The organism is Mesorhizobium sp. CNPSo 4671 (genome assembly GCF_057784245.1).
In genome coordinates this window covers 786,531-811,581 of sequence record NZ_JBWLUW010000001.1, presented here as the reverse complement: position 1 = coordinate 811,581, position 25,051 = coordinate 786,531, and the positions used below count along the sequence as shown (strand labels likewise).

Sequence of the window (25,051 nt, the reverse complement as noted above, 5' to 3'; positions counted from 1 at the left end):
CCACGTCATCGTTCGATGCCCTGCTGCTGAGTCGCGGCCGTGCTGACGATCCGCGCAGTATATCCGGAGGCCAATAGCCTTCGGTGCCAGTTTCGCTGAACCAACGACCGCCGGACGTTAGTCACATGCGTCAACTAATAGCGTCCCTGCAACGGCGACTATTGTACGAGCCGGTGGCGCTCAAGCTCGCAACTCCGCGGCTGAGTGGCGATGACATTATCGATGCCGAGCGCATTCTGATCCAATGTGAGCTGTCAACGATAGCCCAGACACGGGTGAAGCTGGCGTTGGATTTCCACATGCGTCTCATGCTGTGCTGCGACGATAAGAGTTTGCTCGCCAAAATCTCGAAGGTTCATGTAGCTGTTCTTCACGTCATTTCTGATCAAGCATCAGTCGTGTTGGCGGGGGAACGCGCTCAGCATCAGCTCTGGTGTTTGTTGGAATGTTGTCGTCGAAGGCAAACCGATCGCGCGCTCGACGCACTGCGCCAAGTGATAGGGGACGCTTGCCTCAGCGTTTCCGAAATCGCCGGGGATGTTATGACCTGTAGCCATCCAGCCATTTGCGTACCGGACGTGCGCTGAGGCCTTGCTGCCGCGATATCTCTGCGATGGGTTCATCTTCCGGGCGTGTTGGTCTTCGAACTGTTGCGGGCTGAGATAGCCGAGCGCTGAATGCAATCGGCGGGTGTTGTAGACCTCATCAATGAAGCGGGGAAGGTCCTCAGCGACGTCGGTGAAGGTTTCATAGGCCATCGGATAGATGGGTGAGACGGTCGAGGAGCGCTGTCGTCATCTTGGCGTCGCCGAAGACGGCGGGCCATTCTCCGAACGCCAGGTTGGTGGTGACGATGATCGAGGTCCGTTCGTAGAGCCTGCTGATCAGGTGGAAGAGCAATTGCCCGCCGGCCTGCGCGAAGGGCAGATAGCCGAGTTCATCGAGCACGACGAAGTCGAGCCGGGTGAGGTAATCGGCGATCCGGCCCTGCTTGCCGCCGCGGTGCTCGGTCTCGAGCCGGTTGACGAGATCGACGACGTTGAAGAAGCGGCCACGTGAGCCGTTGCGGATCAGGGCGCGGGCAAGGGCGATTGCCAGATGCGACTTGCCGGTTCCGGTGCCGCCGATGAGCACGGCGTTGCGCTGGTCGGCGACGAAGGTGCCGTTGGCAAGGTCCCGGACCAGGATCGTCGGACGTTCGCTATACGCGACAGTGCCGCCCAAGCATTGGCTCGGAAATACTCGACCAGCGTTGCGTCAGTGTCGACCAATTCACGACAGGACAATTCGTCGAGCAGATAGAGAGCGCGCTTGGCACCACGCTCGAAGGACGCGTCGAAGGCGTCGTCGATTAACTCCCCAACGTGGGCGATAGCCTGGGCGTCGCCCATTTTCGCAATGCTGCGTTCGCAACGCTTGTTCAGCTGTTCGAAGTTAGGCTTCGTGTCCATCGCCTTCATCATTCATCGACAGGTGGAGTGAGCTCGCACTTAGGGCGAGAGCACGACCCGGAACTTTGCCTGGGTGGTCTTGAGCAGATAAAGTTCGGTCGTTGCCAGCAGCCGCAAAGCGTCATCAGTGATGGAGGCAACCGAGCCTCCTGGTTGGACAAGAATCATCTCGAACTCGAGTCTCGCGCGGCGCGACTTTTCCTTGAAGTAGGAGAGGTCTTTGATGTCGCCCTTCAGGAAGCGGTTGTGGCCTTCGCGGACCCAGGTTTCCTGCCGCCTTTTCAGATCGTGATAGAGTGTCGGAAGGCCGGCGTGCTTTGCTACGATGCTCTTCTGCGCCTGGCCGCAGACAATGTAAAAGTTCCGGATATCCTGCGACACCCGCGCCTCATGAGCTCCCTTGCAATGGACGAGGCATAACCGAATTGTGTTATCGTCCACGTCTTTTAGGCACACAAGGTCAGCGGCCTCGCCGTGGCCGTCATCGTTGAAGATGACGTCGAACTCGCTGTTGAGCTGCTCAAACGTTCGGAACTGGATCGTCTTCCGGTCACCGGCCTTGTGCATCGACTCCTTGTTCAACTCGATGCCATTCCATTCCCACGCCTCCAGTTTGTCACGCTGATAGAGCCCGGCGTCCAGCTTCACTGGAATGTGGTAGCAGTTGTACGAGTAAGTCCCGTCTGCATAGCGAATGATAAAGGGATCCTTCTGGAGGTACTCCTCCAGGGGCACCGCGGGCAATGTGCCATGCCGGAACGCAATGGCAGGTCCGGAGACGTGGTCGTGGCGGTATCCGCCCGGAATCTCCTCACTGATGACCAAGGCGTATTCGGACGTCGCCCCCTCGGTTTCGATACGGAAGACGATTTCGCCGTCCGATCCGACATCACCGAGATTCAGATCGACGGCGAAGACGGGAACTTCTGACGAACCAAAGATGACGAACTGCCGGTCGTTGAAGCGCATTTGCGCCTGCTCACCCCATTGGGCCGATATCGGCCACGCAGGGTGCGGCTTAGCCAGTTTCTCCGGGCGAAGGAAGTCGCGAACGATGTTGCTCTCGCTCTCAACTTCGGACGAGACTTTCGCCCATGTCGCGGCGGTCCACTCGATCCAGTCGGATATTGTGCCGGACTTTTGCTGCCAGACCTTGCCGCGTCGCTGGGTTCCTCCCCAAAGGACGCGCTCGCCGTCCTCGTATCCAAGGCACGCAAGGTTGTTGAGCGAGGACTCGGCTTTCTCGATACTTGCGAGCCCTTCGGTGACATTCGGTCCGAAATAAGAGGTGAAACTAATCGCGCCGATACGCGACGAACCGAGACTCTTCACCAGTGGCAGTTCGACATTGTTGAGAATGTTGAAGATAGGCGTGCCCGATACCAGCGTGGTGTCTTCGTTCGTGACCGCCTTGGCGAGTTTCTCGGACCGCAACGCATCATAGTCGCTCGCAAAGAGGCACAGTGCCCCAGCAGCCTTGTCCCATTTGAGGATCAGGAGGTCGTAGATCGTGTCGTACACATTCTGGTAGTTGCCCCAGGCCACATCACTAGAACGGCACACTACGGCGACCAGAACGCTGTCCTGTTCACTGAGCGCGTACCAGCTGTCTGAGTCTTTCTGAAGGACCGACTCGAAAGCTAAGGGGTTCCAGTCCTCGCATTTCGTCCGGAAGAGCTGTGCTGAAAGTGCCGGCCGGAGGTTCCAAAGCGAAAGATTCGCATGGAGATCGCCAGATTCTTTAAGCGCAAGCACCACGTCCTGCAGCCGCAGTTCCTGTGCAATTCTTTCCTCGCTCAAGCGCTTGATGAGCAGATCCCAGTCGGCTCCTTCTGCGTAGAGGTCGGCGAGTTTCGCCTCGGCATCAGGGTCGGCAATATTGGTGACGACTGTGGCCTCGCCGATTTTGTCGGCGGGGCCTTTGCGTGTGAAGCGGCCGATGAACTGAAGTGTTACGGCCAGCGACTTATGCGTGTCGTGAAGGGCCGCGACCTTGAGGTACGGCAGGTCGAATCCTTCGCCGAGCATGTCAACGCAGATGACGATCCGGGCTCCATCGGCTCCTCGATCGAAGAGCTGAGTCATAGCTTCGCGATTGATCAAGGTGCGCCCGGGACCAGAGTATACGACCACCGGTTTGAGGTCCGGTGCGAGGCGCTGGTAGATGCGGCCCACAGCTTCGGCCCGGTCCTTTGACGACGTCCGCGCCATCAGCAGGTGATCGAGCTTCAGGTCGTCCCGGTCATGGCGGAGCGTCGCAATGGCTTCGTTGGCAATTGCGACATCGCGGGCTTCCTCGTCCCCGTATTCTTCGATCGTTTTGAGGTTTATAGGGCGGTAGTAGCCGGCGGCCTGGGCATCACCGAGCTTGTAGTTGAAGATAATCTTGCCATCGACGCGCTTGCCGTCGCGCCGGAACGGCGTTGCGGTGAATTGGAGAATGCGTTTTGCAGCGAAGTGCCCCCGAACACCCTGCCACGTTCTGGCAGTGATGTGGTGGGCCTCGTCGACGATAAGATCGGAGCATGCGTTCGCAAGACGGCGGACTACCGCGGCCCCCGAGGAATCGAGAACATTCGGAAGAGCAACGATGACATTTGCGTTCTGGATGATCGAGTCCAGTTCGTCCATCGACCTTATGCCAGTGGTGATGATCGCAACACGGGGCCTGGCGAGGTCGACAGTGATGACCTGGGCCTCGGGCAGGACGCCAAGGCTGATTAATTTGCCGGCGATCTGGCTTCGTAGTGTATCGCTGGGAACGAGGACGAGTGTGCGTCCAAGCCGTCGGTAGACGAGCGTTGCCAACATCGTTTCTGTTTTGCCGGTTCCAGTCGGAAGGACGACCGTGGCTGGTTCAAAGGCGGAGCCAACTGCAAAGTGAGCGGAGATCGCGTGCAGCGCGCCTATCTGCGGGGTGCGCAGGCCCGGAAGGTCGTTCTCCTCGTCCTCGGTTCGAAAATCGAACCTATTGATCCATGACTGCAGAACCTTTTCCGGCGTGTCGGCATAGGTCGCCAATTCGCCTAGGGAATCCCATTGGATTTCAAAGGTCTCAGGAAGGTTATCGAGGTCGTCGACGCTTGGTGCCACGACCACAGGCAGCGGCGTGGATACTCGGCGCGCCCCCTTTCGGCGAAGGAGAATCTCGCGGTACGGATGACTGAGTTCCGTGGTGATGAGATCGTGCCCCTTGATCTGAGAGGGCGAGATTCGAGCTTTAGTGGTAGCACCGCCGAAGACGCGCTGAACGATGCGGTTGCCGCCGACCTTCAGGCCGCGCTCTGGAAGAGCGGGGAAATCAAGAGTGCCGCGCCAGGCAACGAACAGGCTCATATCACAATGTCGACCAGAGTTGAGCAGTACTTGCTACGTGCGCTCTCGCATCTAACGATAGTGATGACGAAAAAGCGAATCATCGAGGATACCATTATCTCCTTTTCAGAGTGGTGAACAGAATATTGGAATTTTGTTTCGGATATTGCATCCGTAGTTGTCCACTCTGACAGATCCTAGACTCCGCTAATTTAAATTATTACGTTCCAATGAGGCAACACCCCCAACGCCTTTTCCGGTCTATCTTGTCGCCTGCAGCATTTGCACGTCTCTATTCGCCCACCCCGCGCCCAATGGCTGTTATTGGCTGAATGCGCTCTAATAGCTGACAGGCAGGTTACGGCCCAAAGCTGTCGGTCAGCGATGCGCCCTCAAGTCGGTCGTTCAGGCGGCTTGCTGAGTCACCCAGAAGCTGCCGTTCAACACGGCGAGCAGAATCGGTCAAGAGGGCGGAAAGCCGCCTCACGATAGTGCAGTATAGCGGATGCAGCATGGTTGAAAAAGCGGACGTTCACACATAGAGCGTGACCTGCCACGGGACTTTCATCCATTCACGTGAGCTCCGTTCCGGACGGTCCTGAAGCTTGAGCTAGGTTTGCTGCACCGCGTTAAAGCATGCCGACGGATTCCGTCAGGAATGACGCAATCATCGGCAGAAGGGCGAATCAGGTGCTGGAGTTTCTGGCGTCGGGGCCTAAGTGATCGGGTTTTCCGGGTCTTGCTCCATTTCCCAATCTGCAAGTAGATCGCGCAAGGTCGCCTCCGCGTCCTGCAGCCGTTGCCCCCGGCGTTGTGAGAGCATGAAGGTCAACGGACGGATGTGCCAGGCATGGCGCTGAATGGCGACAAGGGTGCCGGCCGCCAGATCGCCCGTGACCAGATCGCGCGGCATGTGGCCCCAGCCGAGGCCCGCGGTCAAAAAGTCATGCTTGGCGCTCAGGTCGTTGACATGCCACTTGCGCTCTCCGACCACGGCCACTTCGGTCTTGTCGGCGTTCGGGCGGTTGTCGGTGACGACAAGCTGCACATGCCGGCTGAATTCGTCGGTTGGAACTGGTGAGCGTGCTGCGGCCAGGGGGTGGGTCGGGGCGCAGACTGTGACCATCGACGTCTCTCCCAGCCAGTGCCGTTCGATGGCGTCAGGGTTCAACTCTGGCACGTCGGCGATGGAAATGGCCATGGAGCAGACGCCGTCGAGGACCAGCGCCTCGCCGCCCTGCATCGTCGTCATCCGCAGGCTGACTGCCACCATGGGCGAGAGGGTCTGCAAAGACTGAAGGCAGGCAATCAGATGCGGCCGGGGAAAATAGACGTCCGCCGCAATCGACAGCTGCGGTGCGCCGAACCGCGCGATGGCACTGGCGCGGGTCTTCATCTCTTCAGTGCGGGCGATGACCGATCGCGCGTCGGGCAGAAGGTTGCGCCCAGCAGCGCTGAGTTCGGCGCGGCGCGCATCCCGCTCGAAAAGCGCGACATCAAGCGCCTGCTCCAGCGCAGAGATGGCATGACTGACGGCGGACTGCGCCCGCATAAGTTTCTTGGCGGCACCCGAAAAGCTGCCTTCTTCGCAAACGGCCACGAAGGTGCGCAACTGGTTGATGGTGACGCTGTCCAGCAAATTCCCATCCAATCATTAGATGTATAGAAGCGAAATTACGTCAATTTACTGATGCAATCAAGAGCACTAAATATCGGTCATCAGTTGGCGATGGCGACCTTCCCAAGATTGCAGCCGCCCTGAGCCGGACAGAACAAACCTTCGATCAAGCCTCTCGTCAGGCCGTGCCCTCGTGTCGGTGCCGGTCATCAGGAAAGAATTGACCATGCCTCACAGACCGAAAACCGGGTCGGGAAGCTGGATTGCGCGGATTGCCAACCGGCTCCGCCCGACCGCAGGCGGCCCCGTTTCCCAGACTCCCCTCCCCCTTTCAAAAAGGACTACCCTCATGCCCACCCTTCTCGTCATCGAAGTCAGCCCGCGTTTTGATTATTCAGCCTCGCGCAAGCTGACCGAACGCTTCGTTGCGGCCTGGATGGCTGCCAATCCGCAAGGCAGGGTCATCACCCGTGACCTGGCCAAGGCGCCGGTTCCGCTGGTGGATTTCGCCTGGATCGGCGGGGCCTTCATGCCGGCCGACACGCACACAGCCGAAATGACGGCGGCCATCAGGGTGTCCGATGATCTGGTCGCGGAACTGAAGTCCGCCGACCACCTGCTGATCGCGACGCCGATGTTCAACTTCTCGATCCCGGCAGCGCTCAAGGCCTGGATCGACCAGATCGTGCGGGTCGGGGTGACGGTGGGCTCCGACAACAAGGGCCTTCTGACCGGCAAGCGCGCCGACATCATCCTGGCCACCGGCGGTGATTTCACGCCAGGCTCGCCGGTCGCGGGCTACAACCTTGCCAGCGGGTATCTGACCCAGGTGCTGGGGTGGATCGGGATCACGGACGTCAACATCACGCTGGCCGGCCGGAGCGTCGCGGGCGGCGTCGGCGAAACCGCGATCGAGGCCCTTGGCGCCACGGTCGAAGCCGCCGCCGTCCGAGCGACGGCCAGTGCCGCAGCGATGTGACACCGGGGATCGCCGCCATGATCTTTCAACCGCAAGTCGCCCAACGCGGCGTTGCCCGGATTGACGATCCAGTGACCACAGCGGGCTTCGTTTCCGGCCATCGGGTTCGGCGGTTGATCGGCAGCGACAATCCCGCCTTCAGCGATCCCTTTCTGCTGATGGGCGAGGACTGGATGCCGCATGGTGCCTATTCCGTTCATCCGCACCGCGGCATCGAAACCCTGACCTACGTCATCGAGGGGGTGGTCGATCATCACGACTCGGCCGGTCATCTCGGCTGGTTAGGGTCCGGTGATGCACAGTGGATGACAGCGGGGCGCGGCGTTCTGCACGAGGAAAGCGCGCCTCCGGGCACGATTGCCCACACGCTGCAACTCTGGATCAACCTGCCCGCCGCCGCCAAGATGACCGAACCACGGTATCAGCATCTGCGTGCGGTGGACCGGCCTCTGTGGGAGCGGGGCGGCACCCGTATCTCCGTCTTCTCGGGGCAAAGTCATGGGATTTCGGCCCCTACGCTGAACCATGTCCCGGTGACCATGCTCAAGGTCGATCTGGGTCCGCGCGACGCTACGTCGATCGACCTTGCCGGAGAAGACAACGCCTTCCTTTTCCTCCTGGAAGGCAGCGTCCTTGTCGGACCGGGTGAAAGCCGCCTCAGTGCCGGGCAAATCGCTTGGCTTACGCGCCCGAACCAGCCGGAGCCGACAGAATTGACACTGCGCACGGACGATACGTCGGTGAGCCTTCTCGTCTTTGCGGGAAAACCCATGCACGAGCCTGTCGTCTTCGGCGGCCCTTTCGTGATGAACACCGCCGAAGAAATACGTCAGGCCCGCCGGGACTTTGCGCGCGGGACCTTCGCCTCCAACAGCAAAGCCACAGCAGTGGCGCAAACAAAAGGAAAATGACCATGACCTACAGCATCATCGGCACCGGCAACGTCGGTCTGACCCTCGCCGGGATATTCTCGCGCGCCGGCATCGACGTCGCTATTGCCAACACCCGCGGCCCGGCCACGATCGAGCCCCTGATCGCATCGCTTGGCCAGAGTGTGACAGCAGCCACGCTGGACGCGGCTCTCGAGGCCCACGTGATCTTCTTTGCCGTCCCTTTCCTCAACTTCAAGGATGTTGCCGCCACGCGGTCGGACTGGACCGGCAAGATCGTTATCGACGTCACCAACGCTGCCTTTCTGCCGCTCGACGTGCAGGAGCGCGAACTTCAGGGCCGCTTGTCGTCCGAGGTCAATGCAGATCGGGTCCCCGGCGCGAATCTCGTCAAGGCGTTCAACCAGTTGCCGATGAAGGGACTTGTAGCCCCGGTCGCCATTCCGGATGGCCGCCGCGTCGTGTTCGTGTCGAGCGACGACGAGGCCTCCAGCGCTTTGGTCGCCAAACTGGTCTCCGACCTTGGCTATGCACCGATCGAATTGGGCAAGATCGCGGAAGGCGGGCGCCTGATCCAAGCCAGAAATGCCCTGATTTTCCAGAACCTGATCAAGGTCGGCTGAAAGCGTGTGAAGTTGTTTGAGATAGAAGAAATCCGTCGGACCGCCAGTCCATCTGGCGATCCGACAATGAACCATAGCATGTGATATTTGGACGAAGCCAAAGCTGGCAACGGCCGAGGTCTTGGCACCGGTCTTTTTTCGATGTTTCGGGCCAGTAGTCGGCAAAGGACCTTCGGTCCTGTTTGATGCTCCGGTAGGTGTGATCGCGCCCGCTTGGAGCCTGACGGCTTGCACGGTTGAGCGACACGTCAGCATCGGCGGCATTGTCCAACTGAAAATGCTGCGGCCGGCGAGAATGGCTGGTACGGAAAAGCCACAATGCGGCTTGCCACGGCCGCCGACGGTCGGCAATGGGCCGGAACCGTCGGTGGGCGCGGCATGGGGGATGTCCGCTTTGGCCGGTCGGAATCCGAGACCTTCCATTCTGCAAACGGCCCCTTCCCAGTCGTTGAACTTACATCAGAGAGGACTGTTCAACGATGGGCGCAACGTGCCACTCCACCGGTGTGCCATGAGACAGGATCAGCGACCCACCGATTGATGTCCGACTCCCTCCATCCCGCACCGTTTAAGCTGATCTTGACCTGGGCCGGGAACGTGCCTTCGCCGATTTTTCGGTACATCGTCGAGCGGGACAAGCCGGTCCGCGCGAGGACGGTCTTAAGGCGAATGATACGATCCAGTTCAGGCATGGCTGCGTTGCCTTTCGCTGAGAGCATTTGGCACCTGCTGGAACCAGACAGGACAACCCAAGGTCGCCGCGCAATCAGATTTGTCATCGCGTCGATCTGGGGCGTGGGAACGGCGGCAAATCGGAGGGGTGTCAGAGCCCAAGGCCCCGCCCCTTACCGATGCCATGGCTGAATGCCAGTTCCGCACCAAGGCGCCGGCCGGATTCGACCTGGATGCCAAGCGCCTTTTTACGATTGGCAAGCAAGGATTCAAGCTGCGGATCTCGTTCGAGGCTCTTGGCCATATCGGACATGGCCGAACGCGTTGACTTGTAGCCGGACATGTCGCCGGTCTGATATTGCTCCCGTCCCGTCCGATCGAGCTTTTGCCAGCGTTCCACGAACCGGTCGGCGCGGCGGCCGGGATCGATGTCCATCCCGGTGCGGATTTCCGTTTCAAGCTGGAGAGCAAGCACGATTCGATTGACGCGGCCGGCACCCGCTTCACGAACCAGCTCGGGATTTTTCACATAAGCCGCTTCGGCATCGCGCCAGCCATGCGGTCGCACCTTCTCGAAAGCGCTACGGGCATCCCTCAACTCGCGCATCTGCTCAGGCGTCCCCTGCCCATCCGCATTTGCCTTGTGCGACATCGCGTCGAGAGCGCGCGCGTGACGCACTAGCGCCTTCGTACGAGCGCTGCGCAACGCCGCTTCCGCGTCCACCGGCAGAATCGTGTCGCGTGGCACGCCGGTTGCGGGAGTTTTTCTGTCGGGCGTCGGGTCTGCATCTCCGATGTGCGCCCCAACATTTTCCCTTCCCGGCCCAGGTCCACGGTCCTGCGAGGGCTCGCCGTCTGCGGGCGAGCGCAACCCGTCCAGCAATCCGCCGATCCTGTCGCGCAGCTTCTCCGGAACGATCCGGCGCACAATCTCGACCACGCGCTCGCGGAACGTGATGCCGCGCCGCTCGGCATAGCTCTGCGCCGGGTCGACCTGCTCGTAATCCAACGCCATGTCCTTGGCGCGGTCCCGTGACAGCGTCCGGACGAGGCGTTCTTGGGTCGCGAAGTCATCGCTGCCGTAATGCAGGTCCATCGTTTCGCGATGCCGCGACAGTGCGACGTAGCTGCCATGTGCATCCATGCCGGGCGTTGCGAGCACATGGGTCCGGTCGACAGTCATGCCCTGCGCCTTGTGAACGGTCGCGGCATAGCCGTGGTCGATGTGGGAATAGTCTTTCAGGTCAAAGTGTACCGACCTGCCGTCGTCGGTTAGAACCGTCATGCTACGTGTATTAACCTCTTCGATCACGCCAAGCTTTCCGTTCTTGACGCCAAGCCCCCGCTCGTTGCGCAGGAACATGACACGGTCGCCGCTTGCGAAGCTCCTTGCACCTCGTTCGACATTCACTTGAACCTCGTCGCCGAGATCGCCGGCACCTCGCATGCGCTCGCGCGCCGCCTTGTTCAGGGCGCGCACCTCGTCGTTTGTGTGTGTGAGAATGATCCGGCGTGCCTCTGGTTGTGCCTGCCTGTCGCGATCCCAGCGCTCGACCAGATCGCTGCGCGCCTCATCGCGCGTCGCAGCCGGGTGCACCATGCCTCTGTCGTCGTAGGCCCTGGTCGCAGCGCCGATCCTGCCGGTTGCCAGGTCGCGCGTGGCGTCGCGCTGCCAGTCCTCGCGCTGCCGGCGCACCTGGCCGATCTCGACGCCGCCATGGCGCTCGTGGATCGAACGGAATGCAGCGCCGGCTTCGATCGCCTGCAACTGCTGCGGATCGCCGACCAGCACGACCTTTGCGCCGACGTCCGCCGCATGGGAGAGCACGCGCTCCAACTGGCGCGTGCCGACCATGCCGGCTTCGTCGATCACCAGGACATCACGCGCGGTGAGAAGATCGCGGCCCTGTCCCCAGCCGTGTTCCATGCTGGCGATGGTGCGCGACGAGATGCCGGATCCGCTTTCCAGATTCTCGGCCGCAATGCCGGAGAGTGCGGCGCCCTTAACCTCATAGCCCGCCGCTGCCCATGCCTGGCGCGCAACACCCAGCATGGCGCTCTTGCCCGTCCCGGCAAAGCCGACAATGACACCAAGACCGCGGCCTTCGGTGATATGCGCAAGCGCATCGGTCTGCTCGCCTGAAAGGACAAGCCCGCGTTGCGCAGCCCGCGCCAGTGCTGCCTCGCGATGTGCCTCACTCACCGCGTGTCGCTCGTCCAAATCGATACGCTCCGCCGCGCGGTGAAGGCGCTGTTCGGTGTCGATCATCTGCCGGGTGGTGAAACGGTCTTCGCCGCGTCCGTCCTTGCCGAGTTCGACCAGATCGGGTGCGTTGCTGATGGCTCCCATGACATCGTTGAACTGGTCAATTCCATCGCTGTGCCGATGCGCGAACTTCGCGATGTCTTTTCGGGTGAAGGTCGACTGCTGATGGGTGATGGCATCGAGCGCCACGGATGGATCGGCAATGATGCGTGCACCATTGTTGCGCGCGATCTCGCGGTGCAGCTCGGCGCGATCTGCTTCAAGGTCACCAGCGTCAAGGCCGCTGCCTTCAATGCGCTGGGCTGGAGCACCGATCTGCGTTTGCGGCTCCAGCGCAATGCCCTGCGCTTCCAGACTGCGATGATCGATGCGGGCGTCGATGTCGAGTTCGGCCAGGCGTTCATTGGCCAGATCCGCCCATCGCTCGCGCCAGCGCTCGACCAGCTGGGTAGCATTCCAGTCGCGCACCTTTGCGCCAAAGCCATTCTCATCCACGGACCGCATGGTGAGCATGACATGAGCATGTGGTTTTGGACTGCCATCCTCTGCCCTGTCCCAATGCACATTGAGATCGGCGACCATGCCTTTGCTGACAAATTCGGCTTGAACGAAGTCGCGCGCCAGTTCGATGCCTTGCGCCTGGCTCAGTTCACGTGGCAGGGCAAATTCCACCTCGCGGGCGAGCTGGGCATCCTTGCGGACCTCGAACGCCTCGACATCGTTCCACAGTCGTTCGCGGTCGCTCCAGGCCGCCGGTGCGTTCTCCGGTAGCATCACCTCGGAATGGACGACACCGCGCTTGGCGGAGAAGTCGTGGCTGCGTTCGATGCGCTCATCTCGCAGCCGCGAAGCCGAGCGGTAGGCAGCCGACGCGACAGCGCTTGAGCCTGCCTTGCGGCGAATGACCTTGACGTGAAGATGATAGATCGCCATCGCGACCAGATCATTTGCACGGCAGAGCGCACGTCGGCACGACGTATAAGCGCGCCCTCCCTCGAAAAAATCTCGGGATGGACCAGCCCGTCCCGGGCTGTCTCGGCAACCCTGAAGCCTTGCGGTGGACGCTCGCCTATCATCGCCACATCGACAATCAATGGAGACAGCCATGCGCAAACCACGAGACTTCGACAGCGAACTGAAGGCGCTGGAAGAAAAAGCGCGCGAGCTCAAGACGCGAAAGGTGCATCAACTTGGCGAGCTGGTGATCGCGACCGGCGCCGATCAGCTCAGCACCGACGAACTGGCCGGCGCACTGGTCGCAATTGCCGAGACGAAAGACACGGCAAAGCGTGAGGCATGGGCTAAGCGTGGGGTGATGTTTTTCGAGAGCCGGTCCCGGCGAGCTGGTCCGGCATCTCAGCGCAACCCTCGCAGCACTTCAGCACAACCGAGCAGCACACAATCGCCGGCAGGCGGCACAGGCTCGGCATGACATGCGCACCTGGCAGGTCGAGCGCCGCAAGCGCACCCGACACCTGATCGAACTCGGCGGTCTCGTCGTCAAGGCGGGCATCGTTGAACTGACCAACGACGATCGCGCTGCCATTTACGGCGTCCTCCTCTGGATCGCTGACAAGCTCCAGAGCGATGAAGGCCGGCACGCGCAACAATTATGGACTGCGAAGGGTCAGCAAGCGTTCGACGCGAAGTGGCGTGAAGACCAGAAGAGCCAGCGAACATAGCAGTGGTCGGCGAGCGAAGCGGTACAGCAACGAACAACGGCATCCGCCGCGCTGTGCCAGCAGAAGGACTGCGTTCCAATCGTCAGGATGGTAGGGACTTTGTGACAGTCAGCAGTACCTGGAGCCCGCCCGCAAGCAATAAAAACGGAGGACGGGTCGATGAGTGCGCGCCAGCAAACGGGTCGACTAGCGAATCTTCCTTATGCCGGTGATGGTCAAGTTCAAAGGTTCAATCACGTCGACGCCGACTCAGCTTGCGATTGATGGAAGGATGGAAGGTATTGATCGGGCCGTGCCGAGTACGTTTGGTGCTGCGCTCTGATGCATTCCGGCTGGGACGACAACTTATCTTAATCCAACGACCCAAGCGCGGGGCCAGTTCGATCGTTGCACGACGCGTACATAGCGGTGGGCCCAGTCCCAAACTACAGTTTGGTCAGAACGCTCTGCGCACCCGTGAGGTCACACGGTCGGTGGTGAGTTCGTAGTCGTTGCGGTGCGGATTGGCCTCGACGAAGCCATCGGGATCATCACTCTGCGCAATGTCGTATCCGGAGGCATCAAGCCACAATACACGAGCCTCGTGCAAAACAGGCAGACAGCATTAGAACCGCGATTGCCCGAGGTGCCAGTTAGACAGATCGCAGGAACCCTAACCTGCAAGCTGCGGCAGGTTCCGGAACAGCTCCAGCGCTTCCGGGTTGGCGAGCGCTTCCTTGTTCTTGATGGCGCGGCCGTGCACGACGTCGCGCACGGCGAGCTCGGTGATCTTGCCCGACTTGGTGCGCGGAATATCCGACACGGCGACGATCCTGGCCGGGACATGGCGGGGGCTGGCGCCGCTGCGGATCTTGGCGCGGATGCGCTTTTCCAGGTCCTCGTCGAGCTGGACGCCCGCGGCCAGCCGCACGAACAGCACGACGCGCACGTCATTGTCGAAATCCTGGCCGATGCACAACGCTTCCAGGATTTCCGGCATCTGTTCGACCTGGTTATAGATTTCCGCCGTGCCGATGCGCACACCGCCCGGATTGAGCGTGGCGTCCGAGCGGCCATGGATGATCATGCCGCCATGCGCGGTCCATTCGGCGAAGTCGCCATGGCACCAGACATTGTCGAAACGCTCGAAATAGGCAGCCTGGTACTTCTTGCCGTCGGGATCGTTCCAGAAGCCGATCGGCATGGACGGAAACGCCCTGGTGCAGACCAGCTCGCCCTTCTCCTGCCGGATCGGCTTGCCGTCGTCGTCCCAGACATCGACGGCCAGGCCGAGGCCGGGGCCCTGGATCTCGCCGGTCCAGACAGCCTGCGTCGGCACGCCAAGCACGAAGCAGGAGACGATGTCAGTGCCGCCGGAGACCGAGGCCAGATGCACGTCCTTCTTGATGCCGTCATAGACGAAGCGGAAATCCTCGGGCGACAGCGGAGAGCCGGTGGAAGAGATCGCCCGCACGGTCGACAGGTCATGGCTGCGGATCGGCTTGAGGCCGGCCTTGCGCACGGAATCGATGAACTTGGCCGAGGTCCCGAAGAAGGTGATCTTCTCGGCATCGGCGAAGTCGAACAGCACAGTGCCGTCGGGGAAGAAGGGCGAACCGTCATAGAGCAGCAGCGTCACTCCGGAAGCCAGTCCCGACACCAGCCAGTTCCACATCATCCAGCCGCATGTGGTGAAGTAGAAGAAGCGGTCGCCGTCGACGAGGCCGGCATGCAGCCGGTGTTCCTTGACATGCTGGATCAGCGTCCCGCCGGCCGAATGGACGATGCATTTGGGGATGCCGGTGGTTCCTGATGAAAACAGGATGTAGAGCGGGTGCGAAAACGGCAGCTGTTCGAAGCTGACCGGCTTGACAGCGAAGGGCGCCAGCGCCTCTTCCATCGCCACCGCCTTGTCGATGGTTGCGGCTACGTCGGCCGAGGTGCCGAGATAATCGACAAGCAGGACCTTGCGTACGCTGCCGAGCTTGGCCGCGACAGCGGCGACCTTGTCGGCGACCTCGATCGCCTTGCCATTGTACCAGTAGCCATCCGGTGCGATGAAGATGATCGGTTCGATCTGGCCGAACCGGTCGAGCACGCCCTGCTCGCCGAAATCGGGTGAACAGGATGACCACACAGCGCCGATCGAGGCCGCGGCCAGCATGGCGGCGACGGCTTCGGGCATGTTGGGCATCATCGCTGCAATGCGGTCGCCCTTCTTGACCTTGAGCGACAGGAAAAGCTGCTGCAGGCGCGAGACCAGGCCATGCAGCTGGTTCCAGGACAGCCGCCGCTCGACCTTGTCCTCGCCGCGAAAGACGATTGCCTCGCCGGCGCCGGTCTTCTTCAACAGGTTCTCGGCGAAATTCAGCGACGCATCGGGAAAGAAGGAGGCACCCGGCATCTTGTCGCCATCGACGAGCTCACGCTTGCCCTTGTCGCCGACAATGCCGGAAAAGTCCCAGACCAGGCTCCAGAACCCTTCGCGATCCTCGACAGACCAGCGGTGCAACTCGGCATATGAGGCGAATGTAGCGCCGGCTTTCGCCTCCGCCGCCTTCAGGAAAGCCGCCAATGGCGAAGCGTCGATCTGGTCTTGCGTCGGGGTCCACAGAGGCGCGTTGATGGCCGTCGTGCCAGAAACAGGAAGACCTAGCATAACGGGAGCGAACCCGGTGCCCGAGCACCGGCGATCGCAACGGCAACTAGCGTTTCGTAAGTTTCAGCTTCCGGCGGACTTCATCCGGTCCAATGATCCGCGCTCCCATCCCCTGAATGACGGTAGCAGCTTTCTCGACGAGCTGTGCGTTTGTCGCGAGCATGTCCTTGCCGGCATAGAGATTATCTTCGAGACCGACGCGAACGTTTCCGCCCGCCAGGACCGCGGCTGCAGGATAGGCAAGCGCATTGCGGCCGATTGAAAAGGCGGAAAAGGTCCATCCGGCCGGAACGTTGTTGACCATTGCCAACAAAGTATTGAGGTCGTCCGGAGCCCCCCAGGGAATACCCATGCAGAACTGGATGAGAACAGGATCCTTGATTATTCCTTGGTCTACAAGCTGCTTGGCAAACCACAGATGGCCTGTGTCGAAGGCCTCAATTTCAGGAAGAACCCCAAGAGCTGTCATCTTCGTCGCCATCGCGCGCAGCATCCCAGGCGTGTTGGTCATGACATAGTCGCCGAGGTTGAAGTTCATCGTCCCGCAATCGAGCGTGCAGATTTCAGGAAGACACTCGGCAATATGTGAGACCCTCTCCGTGGCCCCGACCATATCCGTACCTTTGGGATTCAGCGGGAGCGGGTTTTCAACTCCTCCGAAAACCATGTCGCCGCCCATACCGGCGGTCAGATTGAGCACAACATCGACATCCGACGCCCGAATGAGGTCAGTCAGCTCCTTGTAGAGATCATTGCGACGGGATGGTGCGCCGGTCTCAGGATCGCGCACGTGGCAATGAACAATGGCTGCACCTGCACGCGCGGCATCAATGGCGGATGCGGCTATCTCCTTCGGCGAGCGCGGCACATGCGGGGACTTGCCAGCAGTGTCGCCGGAGCCGGTGACAGCACAGGTGATAAAGACTTCTCGGTTCATGGCCAGCGGCATCTGCTTCTCCTTTGCTGGAGCCAGATATTACCGAAAGCGCATGATGGGCTTGTCCGAAAAGGACTATTGCTGCACATTTTCGGCGCGATGTTGGCGCTGCTTCACTGCTGATCTTCGGCCCTGAGGAGGGTGCGAGACGCTCGAAAATACGTCGAGCGGGAGCTTCACTCGTCCAGCAGGTAGGCCACGCCGCTGTCGTCCGTTGGACGACGAGCGAACTCTCGTCTATATGCGCGCGAGAAGTCCGCCGAAGACGAAAAGCCACAGCTGGATGCAACCTCTGAAATCGGCATGTCTGTTTGCCGGAGCAGGTCCTGGGCGCGTTGCAACCGTAGTTTGCGGTGATACGCCTTCGGCGATTCGCCTACATGTGCCTTGAACAGGCGTTGAATCTCTCGTTCGGACACACCCTCAAAGTCGGCCATCTCGCCCACTTCGACGTTAACCTCGATCCGCTGTTCAAGAAAATGAAGCAGACGCCGCAATCTCGGATTTCGTGCGTTGAGCCGATCGGAGACGGGCATCCTCTGGGGGACTTCTGCACGGCGCATCCGATTGTAGATGAACTCGTCCGCAACGCCCGAAGCAACTTTGCGGCCAACCTGCTCCGAGATCATCGTCAGCATCATGTCCATTGCGGCCGACGCTCCCGACGCTGAAAAGCGCCGCCGATCAACCTCGAACAATCTGTCAGTAAGTTGAACCTGCGGAAACTCGCCGGCGAAGCTGTTCGCGTTCTCCCAGTGAATAGTCGCGCGATACCCGTTCAAAAGACCTGCGCGCGCCAGAACATAGGCTCCGGTCTCGACAGCCCCAATCATCGAACCTCGCCGAGCCTGCCGCCTGAGCCAGGCAAGGATCCGAGGGGTCGTATAGAGATGCGGGTTAAAGCTGCTGCAGACGATGACGACGGGGCTGAACGGAAAATCGTCTATCGATCCATCCACCTGCAGCATCAGTCCGTTGCTTGCTCGAACAGGCTTGCCGTCATGAGAGACTGCTTTCCACGCATAATACTGGCGACCAGCTACCCAGTTGGCCTCTCGCAGGGGTTCCACCGTCGAGGAGAACGCAATCATGGCGAACTGCTCCAGGAGCAGGATCGTCACTTGGTGCGATTCGGCACCGTCAATCTGTGGAAAGGTAGAGGTCACTGTCCCGGGTCTCGATTGTTTGCTCATTTGACGAAACCACATTCCGAAATTGTCAAGCCATGTGGCTAGGTGCGCTCCTGGTAGCGGCGACAAGTCGCTGCCTGTGGCGCGCCCTCTTTGCAAAAAATAGGCGTCACTTTTTGTAAGATAAGCGACCGGAATCGCAAAACCTTCATGCGCCCTCGCTCATAGATTTGGAAGCGCTATCCGCAAACTGCGCGCAGTCGTGGATTTCAACATTGCGCACAGTCAACGAACAAAACAGGGGAAATCTCATGAGCGACGAAACTGCAACCAGATTTGGAGCAGGCCCATCCTTCAACCGCCGCGCGTTCCTGATTACCGCGGGCGCCGCCGGCGCCTTAGCCGCCACCGGAAGGCTGGCCGTTGCTGCTGAAAAACCAGTCGCCGGAGGCCACCTAGTTGTCGGCCTAACGGGGGGAGCCAGCAGCGACAGCCTCGACCCTACTTTTGCCGCAGCGCAGGTCGCCGGAACAGTCCTCAAGCAGCTGCAGGACCATTTGATTTACGCGGCATCTAACGGCAAGGGCCTCGAGCCGATGCTCGCGGAAAGTTGGGACCACTCCAAGGATCTCCAGACCTGGACTCTTAAACTCAGGAAGGGCGTGACGTTCCATAACGGCAAGTCGATGACCGCCAAAGACGTGGTCTACAGTTTGAACCGTCACCGAGGCCCGGATACCAAGTCGGGTGGTGCAGCTGGCATGAGGATCGTTTCCGACATCAAGTCGGCGAACGACCATGAGATCACCATTACGCTCAGCGAGCCCAATATCGATTTCCCATATGTGCTGACCGACTATCATATCGTCGTGCAGCCCGAAGGACTCCCTGGCGACTCGGGCATCGGAACCGGCGCTTATGCTCTTTCGGAATCGGTTTTCGGTACAAGATATTTGACCAAGAAATTCAAGGACTACTGGCGCCCCGATGTCGGCTTCGTGGACTCGATCGAGACCCTGGTGATCAACGATGGTACTGCGCGGGTCTCGGCATTGCTCAACGGCAAGGTCCATCTGATCAACACAATCGACCCGAAGGTGGTTGGATTGTTGAAAGGCTCCGCGTCGGCTTCAATTGTTCCGACGCCGGGGCGCGGGCACTACAGCCTGGCAATGCGTTGCGACGCCGCTCCCTTTGACAATGCCGATCTGCGCATGGCGCTGAAATTGGCGATCGATCGGGAAGATTTGGTGAAGCGGATCATGCATGGCTACGGAACGATCGGCAATGATACGCCGATCAACGACACCTATCCGCTCGCCACAGTCCTTGAGCAAAGGAAATACGATCCCGAAGAGGCTGGCCGCCTCTACAAGAAATCGGGACATTCAGGGCCGATCGAACTGTTCGTCTCGGATGTAGCCTTCCCGGGCGCTGTGGATGCCGCAACGCTGTATCAACAACACGCGGCTAAAGCCGGCATAACAATCAACGTGGTACGTTCGCCGGGTGACGGTTATTGGAGTGACGTCTGGAACAAAAAACCCTTCTGCGCCACCTACTGGGACGGTCGCCCCACCCAGGATCTGGCCATGGCGTTGGCATACAAATCCGACGCGCCATGGAACGACACCGCCTGGAAGCGCCCGGCCTTCGACCAGCTTCTCGCAGAAGCCCGCAAGACCGAAGACGAACCCACGCGCATTGCCAAGTACAAGCAGGCAAGCGAAATGATCCGAAACGATGGCGGTGCCATCATACCGATGTTCAATCAATACCTCGATGGCGTCAGCAAGAAGGTCAAGGGCTATACACCCGACGTCAACAATGAACTGATGAATGGACGCTACTTCGAGAAAGTCTGGCTCGAAGGATAAGCGGCGGTGGAGCGGCGGCACTGACTAACTTCGCCGCCGCTCTTCCCCTTACCTGCCTAAGCTCATTCCCCTCCTCTCGTCTCGAAAGAGCGGAACAATGAGGCAGGCCGAAAATAACACTGCGCCGCGCAAGGCGCCGGGGCGTTGACCGCCGGAAAGTCACCCTTTCTGGCCTCCGGTCGGTTGCGAAATTGAGGCGGATTGCCCGAACATCCTCGCGGTCCTAAACGGTCCAAAAGGCCCGTTAACAGTGTGCTTGGTGACGACCCCTTTAAGCGCCATCGGCTAAGGCACCAACATCTTCACGCACCTCGTTGTATTCCTCATGGCTGACGCAGTTGCTTCATCTCGGCGGATGAGTCAGCAAGCACCGCCATGTCAGGGCGAATACCTGATTCCAACATCTTCCTGCCGACCAGATAGGCGGTGGCATCGTTGATCGCGTCGACGGACGCCAAGGCTCCCCGATTGTTGCCGCATCCTGGCGGTAGGCAGCGCGTGCCCGTTGGGGACCCGTTCCAGTGCCTCGCCCAGCGCGACGCCATCGACGTTTATGATCCGACCGATATTCGAGAGGATTAACCGACAATAGCTTCTGTAACATCAAAGCCTGGCCATTGAGCGGCGGGGAGAGTGTTATTGCCGCATCCGCGGTGGCCGGGATCACAGCTGCGCTCGGCCCTCGGCTTTGTTCATAGCGTTTGCATCCTTTGTTGGCGGCCACCGCGGGTTCCCGGCTTCTACGCCGACGGCTTCAAGTTGCCGGCGACTTGCTCCATTATGCTGACCCACATATCGGGCGCTGTACCCGCGCTCTAGCTTTTCCGCTGCCCTACGCTGCGGCCGGCGCCCTCTGGCACTGGAATTCCGGCATGGGCCTCCGCGATGATCTTCAGTCGAGCCAGCACAGTCTCCGGCGCGGACACCGTCCTTCCGGCTTTGCTATCAACGTGCAGCATCATCTGCTCGCCAGTGGCGATCACGTCGCCCGTCGCAGCATCGTGGATCCGGGTAAAGAAGTGCAGGCGCTTGGCGTCTGAAGTTAGGAGCTGAAGCGTAGCGTAGAGCGCCTGCCCGAGCTTGGCCTCGCTGAGATTGCGGATGTGGGTTTCGACCGTGTAATAGCTGTGGCCGGCTTCCACATAGGCGAAATCGACGCCGATGAGCCGCAGCAGTGCATCCGACGTGTCGCCGAAGAGCTGGAGATAGCGGTGCTCCGTCATGTGGCCGTTGTAATCGACCCAGGCGGCGCTCACCTTGGCCTCGACGAGGCGAAGCGGCTCGGGGCCGATCGCCACCTCCACCTTGCTGGCATTTGCCCAGAGATGATCCTCGAATTCGGCGAGCAACTTGCCGGCGCCCCAGCCTCGACCGTCGTCACTAGCCTTAAGCGCATGCATGATGCCGACGAGGTTTTCGTCGCGGATGCGTTCAAGATCGCGGATGCCGCGCGCGCCGGACTGCGCATCGGATTGCGCCGCGATCTTCTCGACCAGCCCATCGTCGAGATCGGGAACGTCGGTCAGCTTTGTCCAGGGCCAAGCAAGGCAAGGGCCAAACTCGGCGAGAAAGTGGCGCATGCCCCCCTCGCCCCCGGCGATGCGATAGGTTTCGAAGAGGCCCATCTGAGCCCAGCGCAGGCCGAAGGAATAGCGGATGATGTCGTCGAGCGTCTCGGTGTCGCAGATGTCGTCCTTGATGAGCCAGAGACCCTCGCGCCAGATAGCTTCCAGCAGGCGATCGCCGACGAAGGCTTCGATCTCCTTCTTCAGGATTACGCCCTTCATGCCGATCGGCGCGAGCTTTGCCTTGGCATCCTCGAGCACGGCGCGCGAGGTCTTCTCGCCGCCGACGAGCTCAGCGAGCGGTAGCAAGTACACAGGGTTATATGGATGCGCCACGAACAGGCGTTCAGGGTGCTTCATATCGCGCTGGAGATCAGTCGGCATGAGGCCGGATGTGGATGAACCGATGAGAGCCTTCGGGTCGGCGAACTTGTCGATCTCCGTCAGCACGCCGCGTTTCAGTTCCAGTCGCTCGGGCACGCTCTCCTGAATCCAGTCAGCGCCTTCCACAGCTTCCTTGATGTTTTTGACGAAGACGACCTTGCCCTTCGGCGGCAGTGGCGCCGTTGTCAGCATGGCATAGGCGCGCTCGGCATTGGCCATCACCTCGCCGATGATGCGTGCCGCTTCGGGATGCGGGTCGAAGACATGGACGTTGATGCCGGCAAGTGAGAAGCGGGCGATCCACGCGCCGCCGATGACGCCGCCTCCGATGCAGGCTGCTTTAGCGATCTTGCTCATTTCGATTACCTCTTCTGGAGTTTCAGATTCTCGGGCACCTCGGTCGGGCCGATGATTCTGGGGCGCCGGCCGAGAGATCGCGCACATTTCAGCGAACGATGGCGGGCCCGACTTGGCGGCGATCGCAGGAAGGGACCCTTTGCTGTATCGGCTCCCGACGGTTGCAGCCGTCACAGTAAAGCGCCTTAATTTCCGGCGCTCTCCATGCGCCGGCACTTGATCGCTTTTTCCAGCCAGCCGATCTCCATCTCCGGCACCGACGACAAGAGAAGGTCCGTATAAGCGTCAAAGGGCGGCGTCAGCACCTTGCTCTTGGAGCCATAGCGCACAACCTCGCCGCGATACATCACCGCGATCGAGTCGGCGATCGACTTCACCGTCGCCAGGTCGTGGGTGATGAAGAGATAGGCGACCTTTTCATGCTGCTGCAGGTTCAACAGCAGCTTGAGGATGCCGTTGGCCACCAGCGGATCGAGCGCCGAGGTCACCTCGTCGCAGATGATCAGCTTCGGCTTTGCGGCGAGCGAGCGGGCGATGCAGACGCGCTGCTTCTGGCCGCCCGAAAGCTCGGCCGGATAACGGTCGACGAAGCCCTTGCCCATTTCGATCTCGTCGAGCAGTTCGGCGACGCGCTTGTCGCGTTCCCTGCCGCGCATGCCGAAATAGAATTCCAGCGGCCGGCCGATGATGGTGCCCACCGTCTGACGCGGGTTCATCGCCACGTCGGCCATCTGGTAGATCATCTGCAACTGGCGTAGATCCTCTTTCGGCCGGTCGGCCAGCCTGTTGGCGAGCGGCCTGCCGTCGAAAGTGACGGTGCCTTCCTGCGGTGGCAGCAGCCCGGTGATGGCGCGCGCCAGCGTCGACTTGCCGGAGCCGGATTCGCCCACCACGGCCAGCGTCTGGCCGGGATAGATGTCGACCGAGACGTTCTTCAGCACCTTGACATGGCCGCCGCCATAGGCGGCGGTGACATTCTTCACTGAGAGGAACGGTGCGGTACCTGGATGCTTTTCCTGATGCTCGATCTCATGAACTGCAACAAGGGCCCGAGTGTATTCCTGGCGCGGCTCCTTGATGATCTGCCTCGTGCCGCCCCATTCGACCAGACGGCCGTGGCGCAGCACCATGATCTCGTCGGAGACCTGGGCGACGACGGCAAGGTCGTGGGTGATGTAGAGCGCCGCCACATGGGTGTCGCGGATGGCGTCCTTGATCGCCGCCAGCACGTCGATCTGCGTCGTCACGTCGAGCGCGGTTGTCGGCTCATCGAAGACGATCAGGTCCGGTTCCGAACACAGCGCCATCGCCGTCATCACCCGCTGCAGCTGGCCGCCCGAGACCTGGTGCGGAAAGCGTTCGCCGATGGTTTCGGGATTGGGCAGGCTGAGCTTCTTGAACAGCGCAACGGCCCGCTTTTCGGCCTCGGCGCGTGTCGCCGTGCCGTGCAGCAGCGTGGCTTCCACCACCTGGTCCATCAGCCGGTGCGCCGGGTTGAAGGCCGCCGCCGCCGATTGCGCGACATAGCAGACCTCGCGGCCGCGCAGCTTGCGGAAACCTTCCTTGCCGCCCTTCAGGATGTCGCGGCCGTTGAGGATCACCTCGCCGCCGGTGATGCGCACGCCGCCTCGGCCATAGCCCATGGACGACAGGCCGATGGTCGACTTGCCGGCGCCGGATTCGCCGATCAACCCAAGCACCTTGCCCTTTTCCAGCGTCAGCGAGACGTCGTGCACGAGCGTAATCGTCGTCGGCGCCTCGCCCGTCGGATAGACGGTCGCCTCGATGCGCAGATTGCGGATGTCGAGGAGCTTGCCCGACTTTTTCTGATCAGCCATCAGCCGCGTCCTCCCTTCAGGCTCGTCGTGCGGTTGAGCACCCAGTCGGCGACAAGGTTGACCGAAATTGCCAGCGCGGCGATCGCGGCCGCGGGAATGAGCGCCGCGCCGATGCCAAAGACAATGCCATCCTTGTTTTCCTTGACCATGCCACCCCAGTCTGCGGCTGGGGGTTGTACGCCAAGCCCAAGAAACGACAGCGTGGACAGGAACAGCACGGCAAAGATAAAGCGCAGGCCGAGTTCCGAAACCAGCGGCGACAGCGCGTTGGGCAGGATCTCACGGAACATGATCCAGCGTGTGCCTTCGCCTCGCAGTTTGGCCGCCTCGACATAGTCCATGACGTTGATGTCGACCGCAACCGCGCGCGAAAGGCGGTAGACTCGGGTCGAATCGAGAATGCCCATGACCAGGATGAGCGTCACCAAGTTGGATGGCAGTACTGAAAGTACGACCAGCCCCATGATCAGAGTGGGGATCGACATCAGGAGATCGACAAGGCGCGACAGGATGGTATCGAACCAGCCGCCGAACACCGCCGCCGAGAAACCCAGAACAGAACCCAGGGAGAACGACAAGCCGGTCGCGACGAAGGCAATGAAGATTGTCGTGCGCGCCCCGAAGATCAGGCGCGACAACAGATCGCGGCCCAGATTGTCGGTGCCCAGCCAATGCGAACCTGACGCCGGTTCCCACACATCACCTACAACCTCTCCCAAAGAATGCGGGGCGATCCATGGTGCAAAAACTGCACAGACAAGGAAAAGGCTTGTCAGACTCAAGCCGACCCATGCTGCAACTGGAATGCGTTTCAATATGTACATCTTGC

The 25,051-nt window shown here is 60.6% G+C and carries 19 protein-coding genes and 1 pseudogene; 7 read left to right on the top strand and 13 right to left on the bottom strand.

What is annotated here, in order from left to right:
• Nucleotides 1-125: 125 nt before the first annotated feature.
• Complete coding sequence (locus tag AC04SF_RS03650; RefSeq protein WP_488476534.1) at nucleotides 126-587, top strand: FCD domain-containing protein; 462 nt, start codon at nucleotides 126-128, stop codon at nucleotides 585-587.
• Nucleotides 588-765: 178 nt separating this feature from the next.
• Here the strand turns inward: AC04SF_RS03650 and AC04SF_RS03645 are convergent.
• From AC04SF_RS03645 to AC04SF_RS03635, 3 genes and pseudogenes are all read right to left on the bottom strand, one after another.
• Nucleotides 766-1,185: pseudogene (locus tag AC04SF_RS03645) on the bottom strand (ATP-binding protein); the annotation flags it as partial.
• A gap of 305 nt (nucleotides 1,186-1,490) precedes the next feature.
• The gene (locus tag AC04SF_RS03640) at nucleotides 1,491-4,787 is read right to left on the bottom strand and encodes a DEAD/DEAH box helicase (RefSeq protein ID WP_488476533.1); all 3,297 of its coding nucleotides are present in this window, start codon (nucleotides 4,785-4,787) and stop codon (nucleotides 1,491-1,493) included.
• A 694-nt stretch (nucleotides 4,788-5,481) separates the two neighbouring features.
• On the bottom strand, nucleotides 5,482-6,405 hold the full coding sequence (locus AC04SF_RS03635; protein ID WP_322416016.1) for a LysR family transcriptional regulator: 924 nt from the start codon (nucleotides 6,403-6,405) through the stop codon (nucleotides 5,482-5,484).
• Nucleotides 6,406-6,733: 328 nt separating this feature from the next.
• Here AC04SF_RS03635 and AC04SF_RS03630 point away from each other — a divergent pair, with 328 nt between their 5' ends.
• From AC04SF_RS03630 to AC04SF_RS03620, 3 genes are read left to right on the top strand one after another with little or no spacing between them, the layout of a single operon-like run.
• Nucleotides 6,734-7,363, top strand: a complete 630-nt coding sequence (locus AC04SF_RS03630) for an FMN-dependent NADH-azoreductase (RefSeq protein ID WP_488476532.1) — start codon at nucleotides 6,734-6,736, stop codon at nucleotides 7,361-7,363.
• 17 nt (nucleotides 7,364-7,380) lie between these two features.
• The gene (locus AC04SF_RS03625) at nucleotides 7,381-8,274 is read left to right on the top strand and encodes a pirin family protein (protein ID WP_488476531.1); all 894 of its coding nucleotides are present in this window, start codon (nucleotides 7,381-7,383) and stop codon (nucleotides 8,272-8,274) included.
• Between the two features lie 2 nt (nucleotides 8,275-8,276).
• Nucleotides 8,277-8,876, top strand: coding sequence for an NADPH-dependent F420 reductase (locus AC04SF_RS03620; protein ID WP_277704084.1), 600 nt, complete (start codon nucleotides 8,277-8,279; stop codon nucleotides 8,874-8,876).
• 473 nt (nucleotides 8,877-9,349) lie between these two features.
• Here AC04SF_RS03620 and AC04SF_RS03615 read toward each other — a convergent pair whose 3' ends face one another.
• Both AC04SF_RS03615 and traA read right to left on the bottom strand, forming a co-directional pair.
• Entirely contained in the window at nucleotides 9,350-9,568 is a 219-nt protein-coding gene (locus AC04SF_RS03615) for a helix-turn-helix transcriptional regulator (RefSeq protein WP_488476530.1), read from the bottom strand.
• 131 nt (nucleotides 9,569-9,699) lie between these two features.
• Entirely contained in the window at nucleotides 9,700-12,747 is a 3,048-nt protein-coding gene (traA, locus tag AC04SF_RS03610) for a Ti-type conjugative transfer relaxase TraA (RefSeq protein ID WP_488476529.1), read from the bottom strand.
• Nucleotides 12,748-12,919: 172 nt separating this feature from the next.
• On the opposite strand from traA, the gene AC04SF_RS03605 reads away from it, so the two are divergent.
• Both AC04SF_RS03605 and AC04SF_RS03600 read left to right on the top strand, forming a co-directional pair.
• Entirely contained in the window at nucleotides 12,920-13,246 is a 327-nt protein-coding gene (locus AC04SF_RS03605; protein WP_488476528.1) for a conjugal transfer protein TraD, read from the top strand.
• 1 nt (nucleotide 13,247) lies between these two features.
• Nucleotides 13,248-13,496: a conjugal transfer protein TraD gene (locus AC04SF_RS03600; RefSeq protein ID WP_488476527.1), complete on the top strand. Its 249-nt coding sequence runs from the start codon at nucleotides 13,248-13,250 to the stop codon at nucleotides 13,494-13,496.
• Between the two features lie 436 nt (nucleotides 13,497-13,932).
• Here the strand turns inward: AC04SF_RS03600 and AC04SF_RS03595 are convergent, their stop codons facing one another.
• The 4 genes from AC04SF_RS03595 to AC04SF_RS03580 all read right to left on the bottom strand — a co-directional run bounded on the left by AC04SF_RS03595 (nucleotide 13,933) and on the right by AC04SF_RS03580 (nucleotide 18,264).
• Entirely contained in the window at nucleotides 13,933-14,067 is a 135-nt protein-coding gene (locus AC04SF_RS03595; RefSeq protein ID WP_488476526.1) for a hypothetical protein, read from the bottom strand.
• 81 nt (nucleotides 14,068-14,148) lie between these two features.
• On the bottom strand, nucleotides 14,149-16,134 hold the full coding sequence (locus AC04SF_RS03590) for an acetoacetate--CoA ligase (RefSeq protein WP_488476525.1): 1,986 nt from the start codon (nucleotides 16,132-16,134) through the stop codon (nucleotides 14,149-14,151).
• 46 nt (nucleotides 16,135-16,180) lie between these two features.
• Nucleotides 16,181-17,083 carry a 3-dehydrocarnitine:acetyl-CoA trimethylamine transferase BcoG gene (gene bcoG / locus AC04SF_RS03585; protein WP_488476524.1) on the bottom strand — a complete coding sequence of 301 codons (903 nt, stop codon included), beginning with the start codon at nucleotides 17,081-17,083 and terminating at the stop codon, nucleotides 16,181-16,183.
• Between the two features lie 164 nt (nucleotides 17,084-17,247).
• Nucleotides 17,248-18,264, bottom strand: a complete 1,017-nt coding sequence (locus AC04SF_RS03580; RefSeq protein WP_488476523.1) for a GlxA family transcriptional regulator — start codon at nucleotides 18,262-18,264, stop codon at nucleotides 17,248-17,250.
• 248 nt (nucleotides 18,265-18,512) lie between these two features.
• Here AC04SF_RS03580 and AC04SF_RS03575 point away from each other — a divergent pair, with 248 nt between their 5' ends.
• On the top strand, nucleotides 18,513-20,078 hold the full coding sequence (locus AC04SF_RS03575; protein ID WP_488476522.1) for an ABC transporter substrate-binding protein: 1,566 nt from the start codon (nucleotides 18,513-18,515) through the stop codon (nucleotides 20,076-20,078).
• A 323-nt stretch (nucleotides 20,079-20,401) separates the two neighbouring features.
• Here AC04SF_RS03575 and AC04SF_RS03570 read toward each other — a convergent pair whose 3' ends face one another.
• The 4 genes from AC04SF_RS03570 to AC04SF_RS03555 all read right to left on the bottom strand — a co-directional run bounded on the left by AC04SF_RS03570 (nucleotide 20,402) and on the right by AC04SF_RS03555 (nucleotide 25,046).
• Nucleotides 20,402-20,536 (bottom strand): oxidoreductase C-terminal domain-containing protein, encoded by a 135-nt coding sequence (locus AC04SF_RS03570; RefSeq protein ID WP_488476521.1) that lies wholly within the window; start codon nucleotides 20,534-20,536, stop codon nucleotides 20,402-20,404.
• Nucleotides 20,537-20,893: 357 nt separating this feature from the next.
• Complete coding sequence (locus AC04SF_RS03565; RefSeq protein WP_488476677.1) at nucleotides 20,894-22,384, bottom strand: carnitine 3-dehydrogenase; 1,491 nt, start codon at nucleotides 22,382-22,384, stop codon at nucleotides 20,894-20,896.
• Between the two features lie 185 nt (nucleotides 22,385-22,569).
• A complete protein-coding gene (locus AC04SF_RS03560) occupies nucleotides 22,570-24,222 on the bottom strand; it encodes an ABC transporter ATP-binding protein (protein WP_488476520.1) in 1,653 nt (550 codons plus the stop codon).
• The gene (locus AC04SF_RS03555; protein ID WP_488476519.1) at nucleotides 24,222-25,046 is read right to left on the bottom strand and encodes an ABC transporter permease; all 825 of its coding nucleotides are present in this window, start codon (nucleotides 25,044-25,046) and stop codon (nucleotides 24,222-24,224) included. The genes AC04SF_RS03560 and AC04SF_RS03555 overlap by 1 nt, the downstream gene beginning before the upstream one ends.
• Between the last annotated feature and the right edge of the window lie 5 nt (nucleotides 25,047-25,051).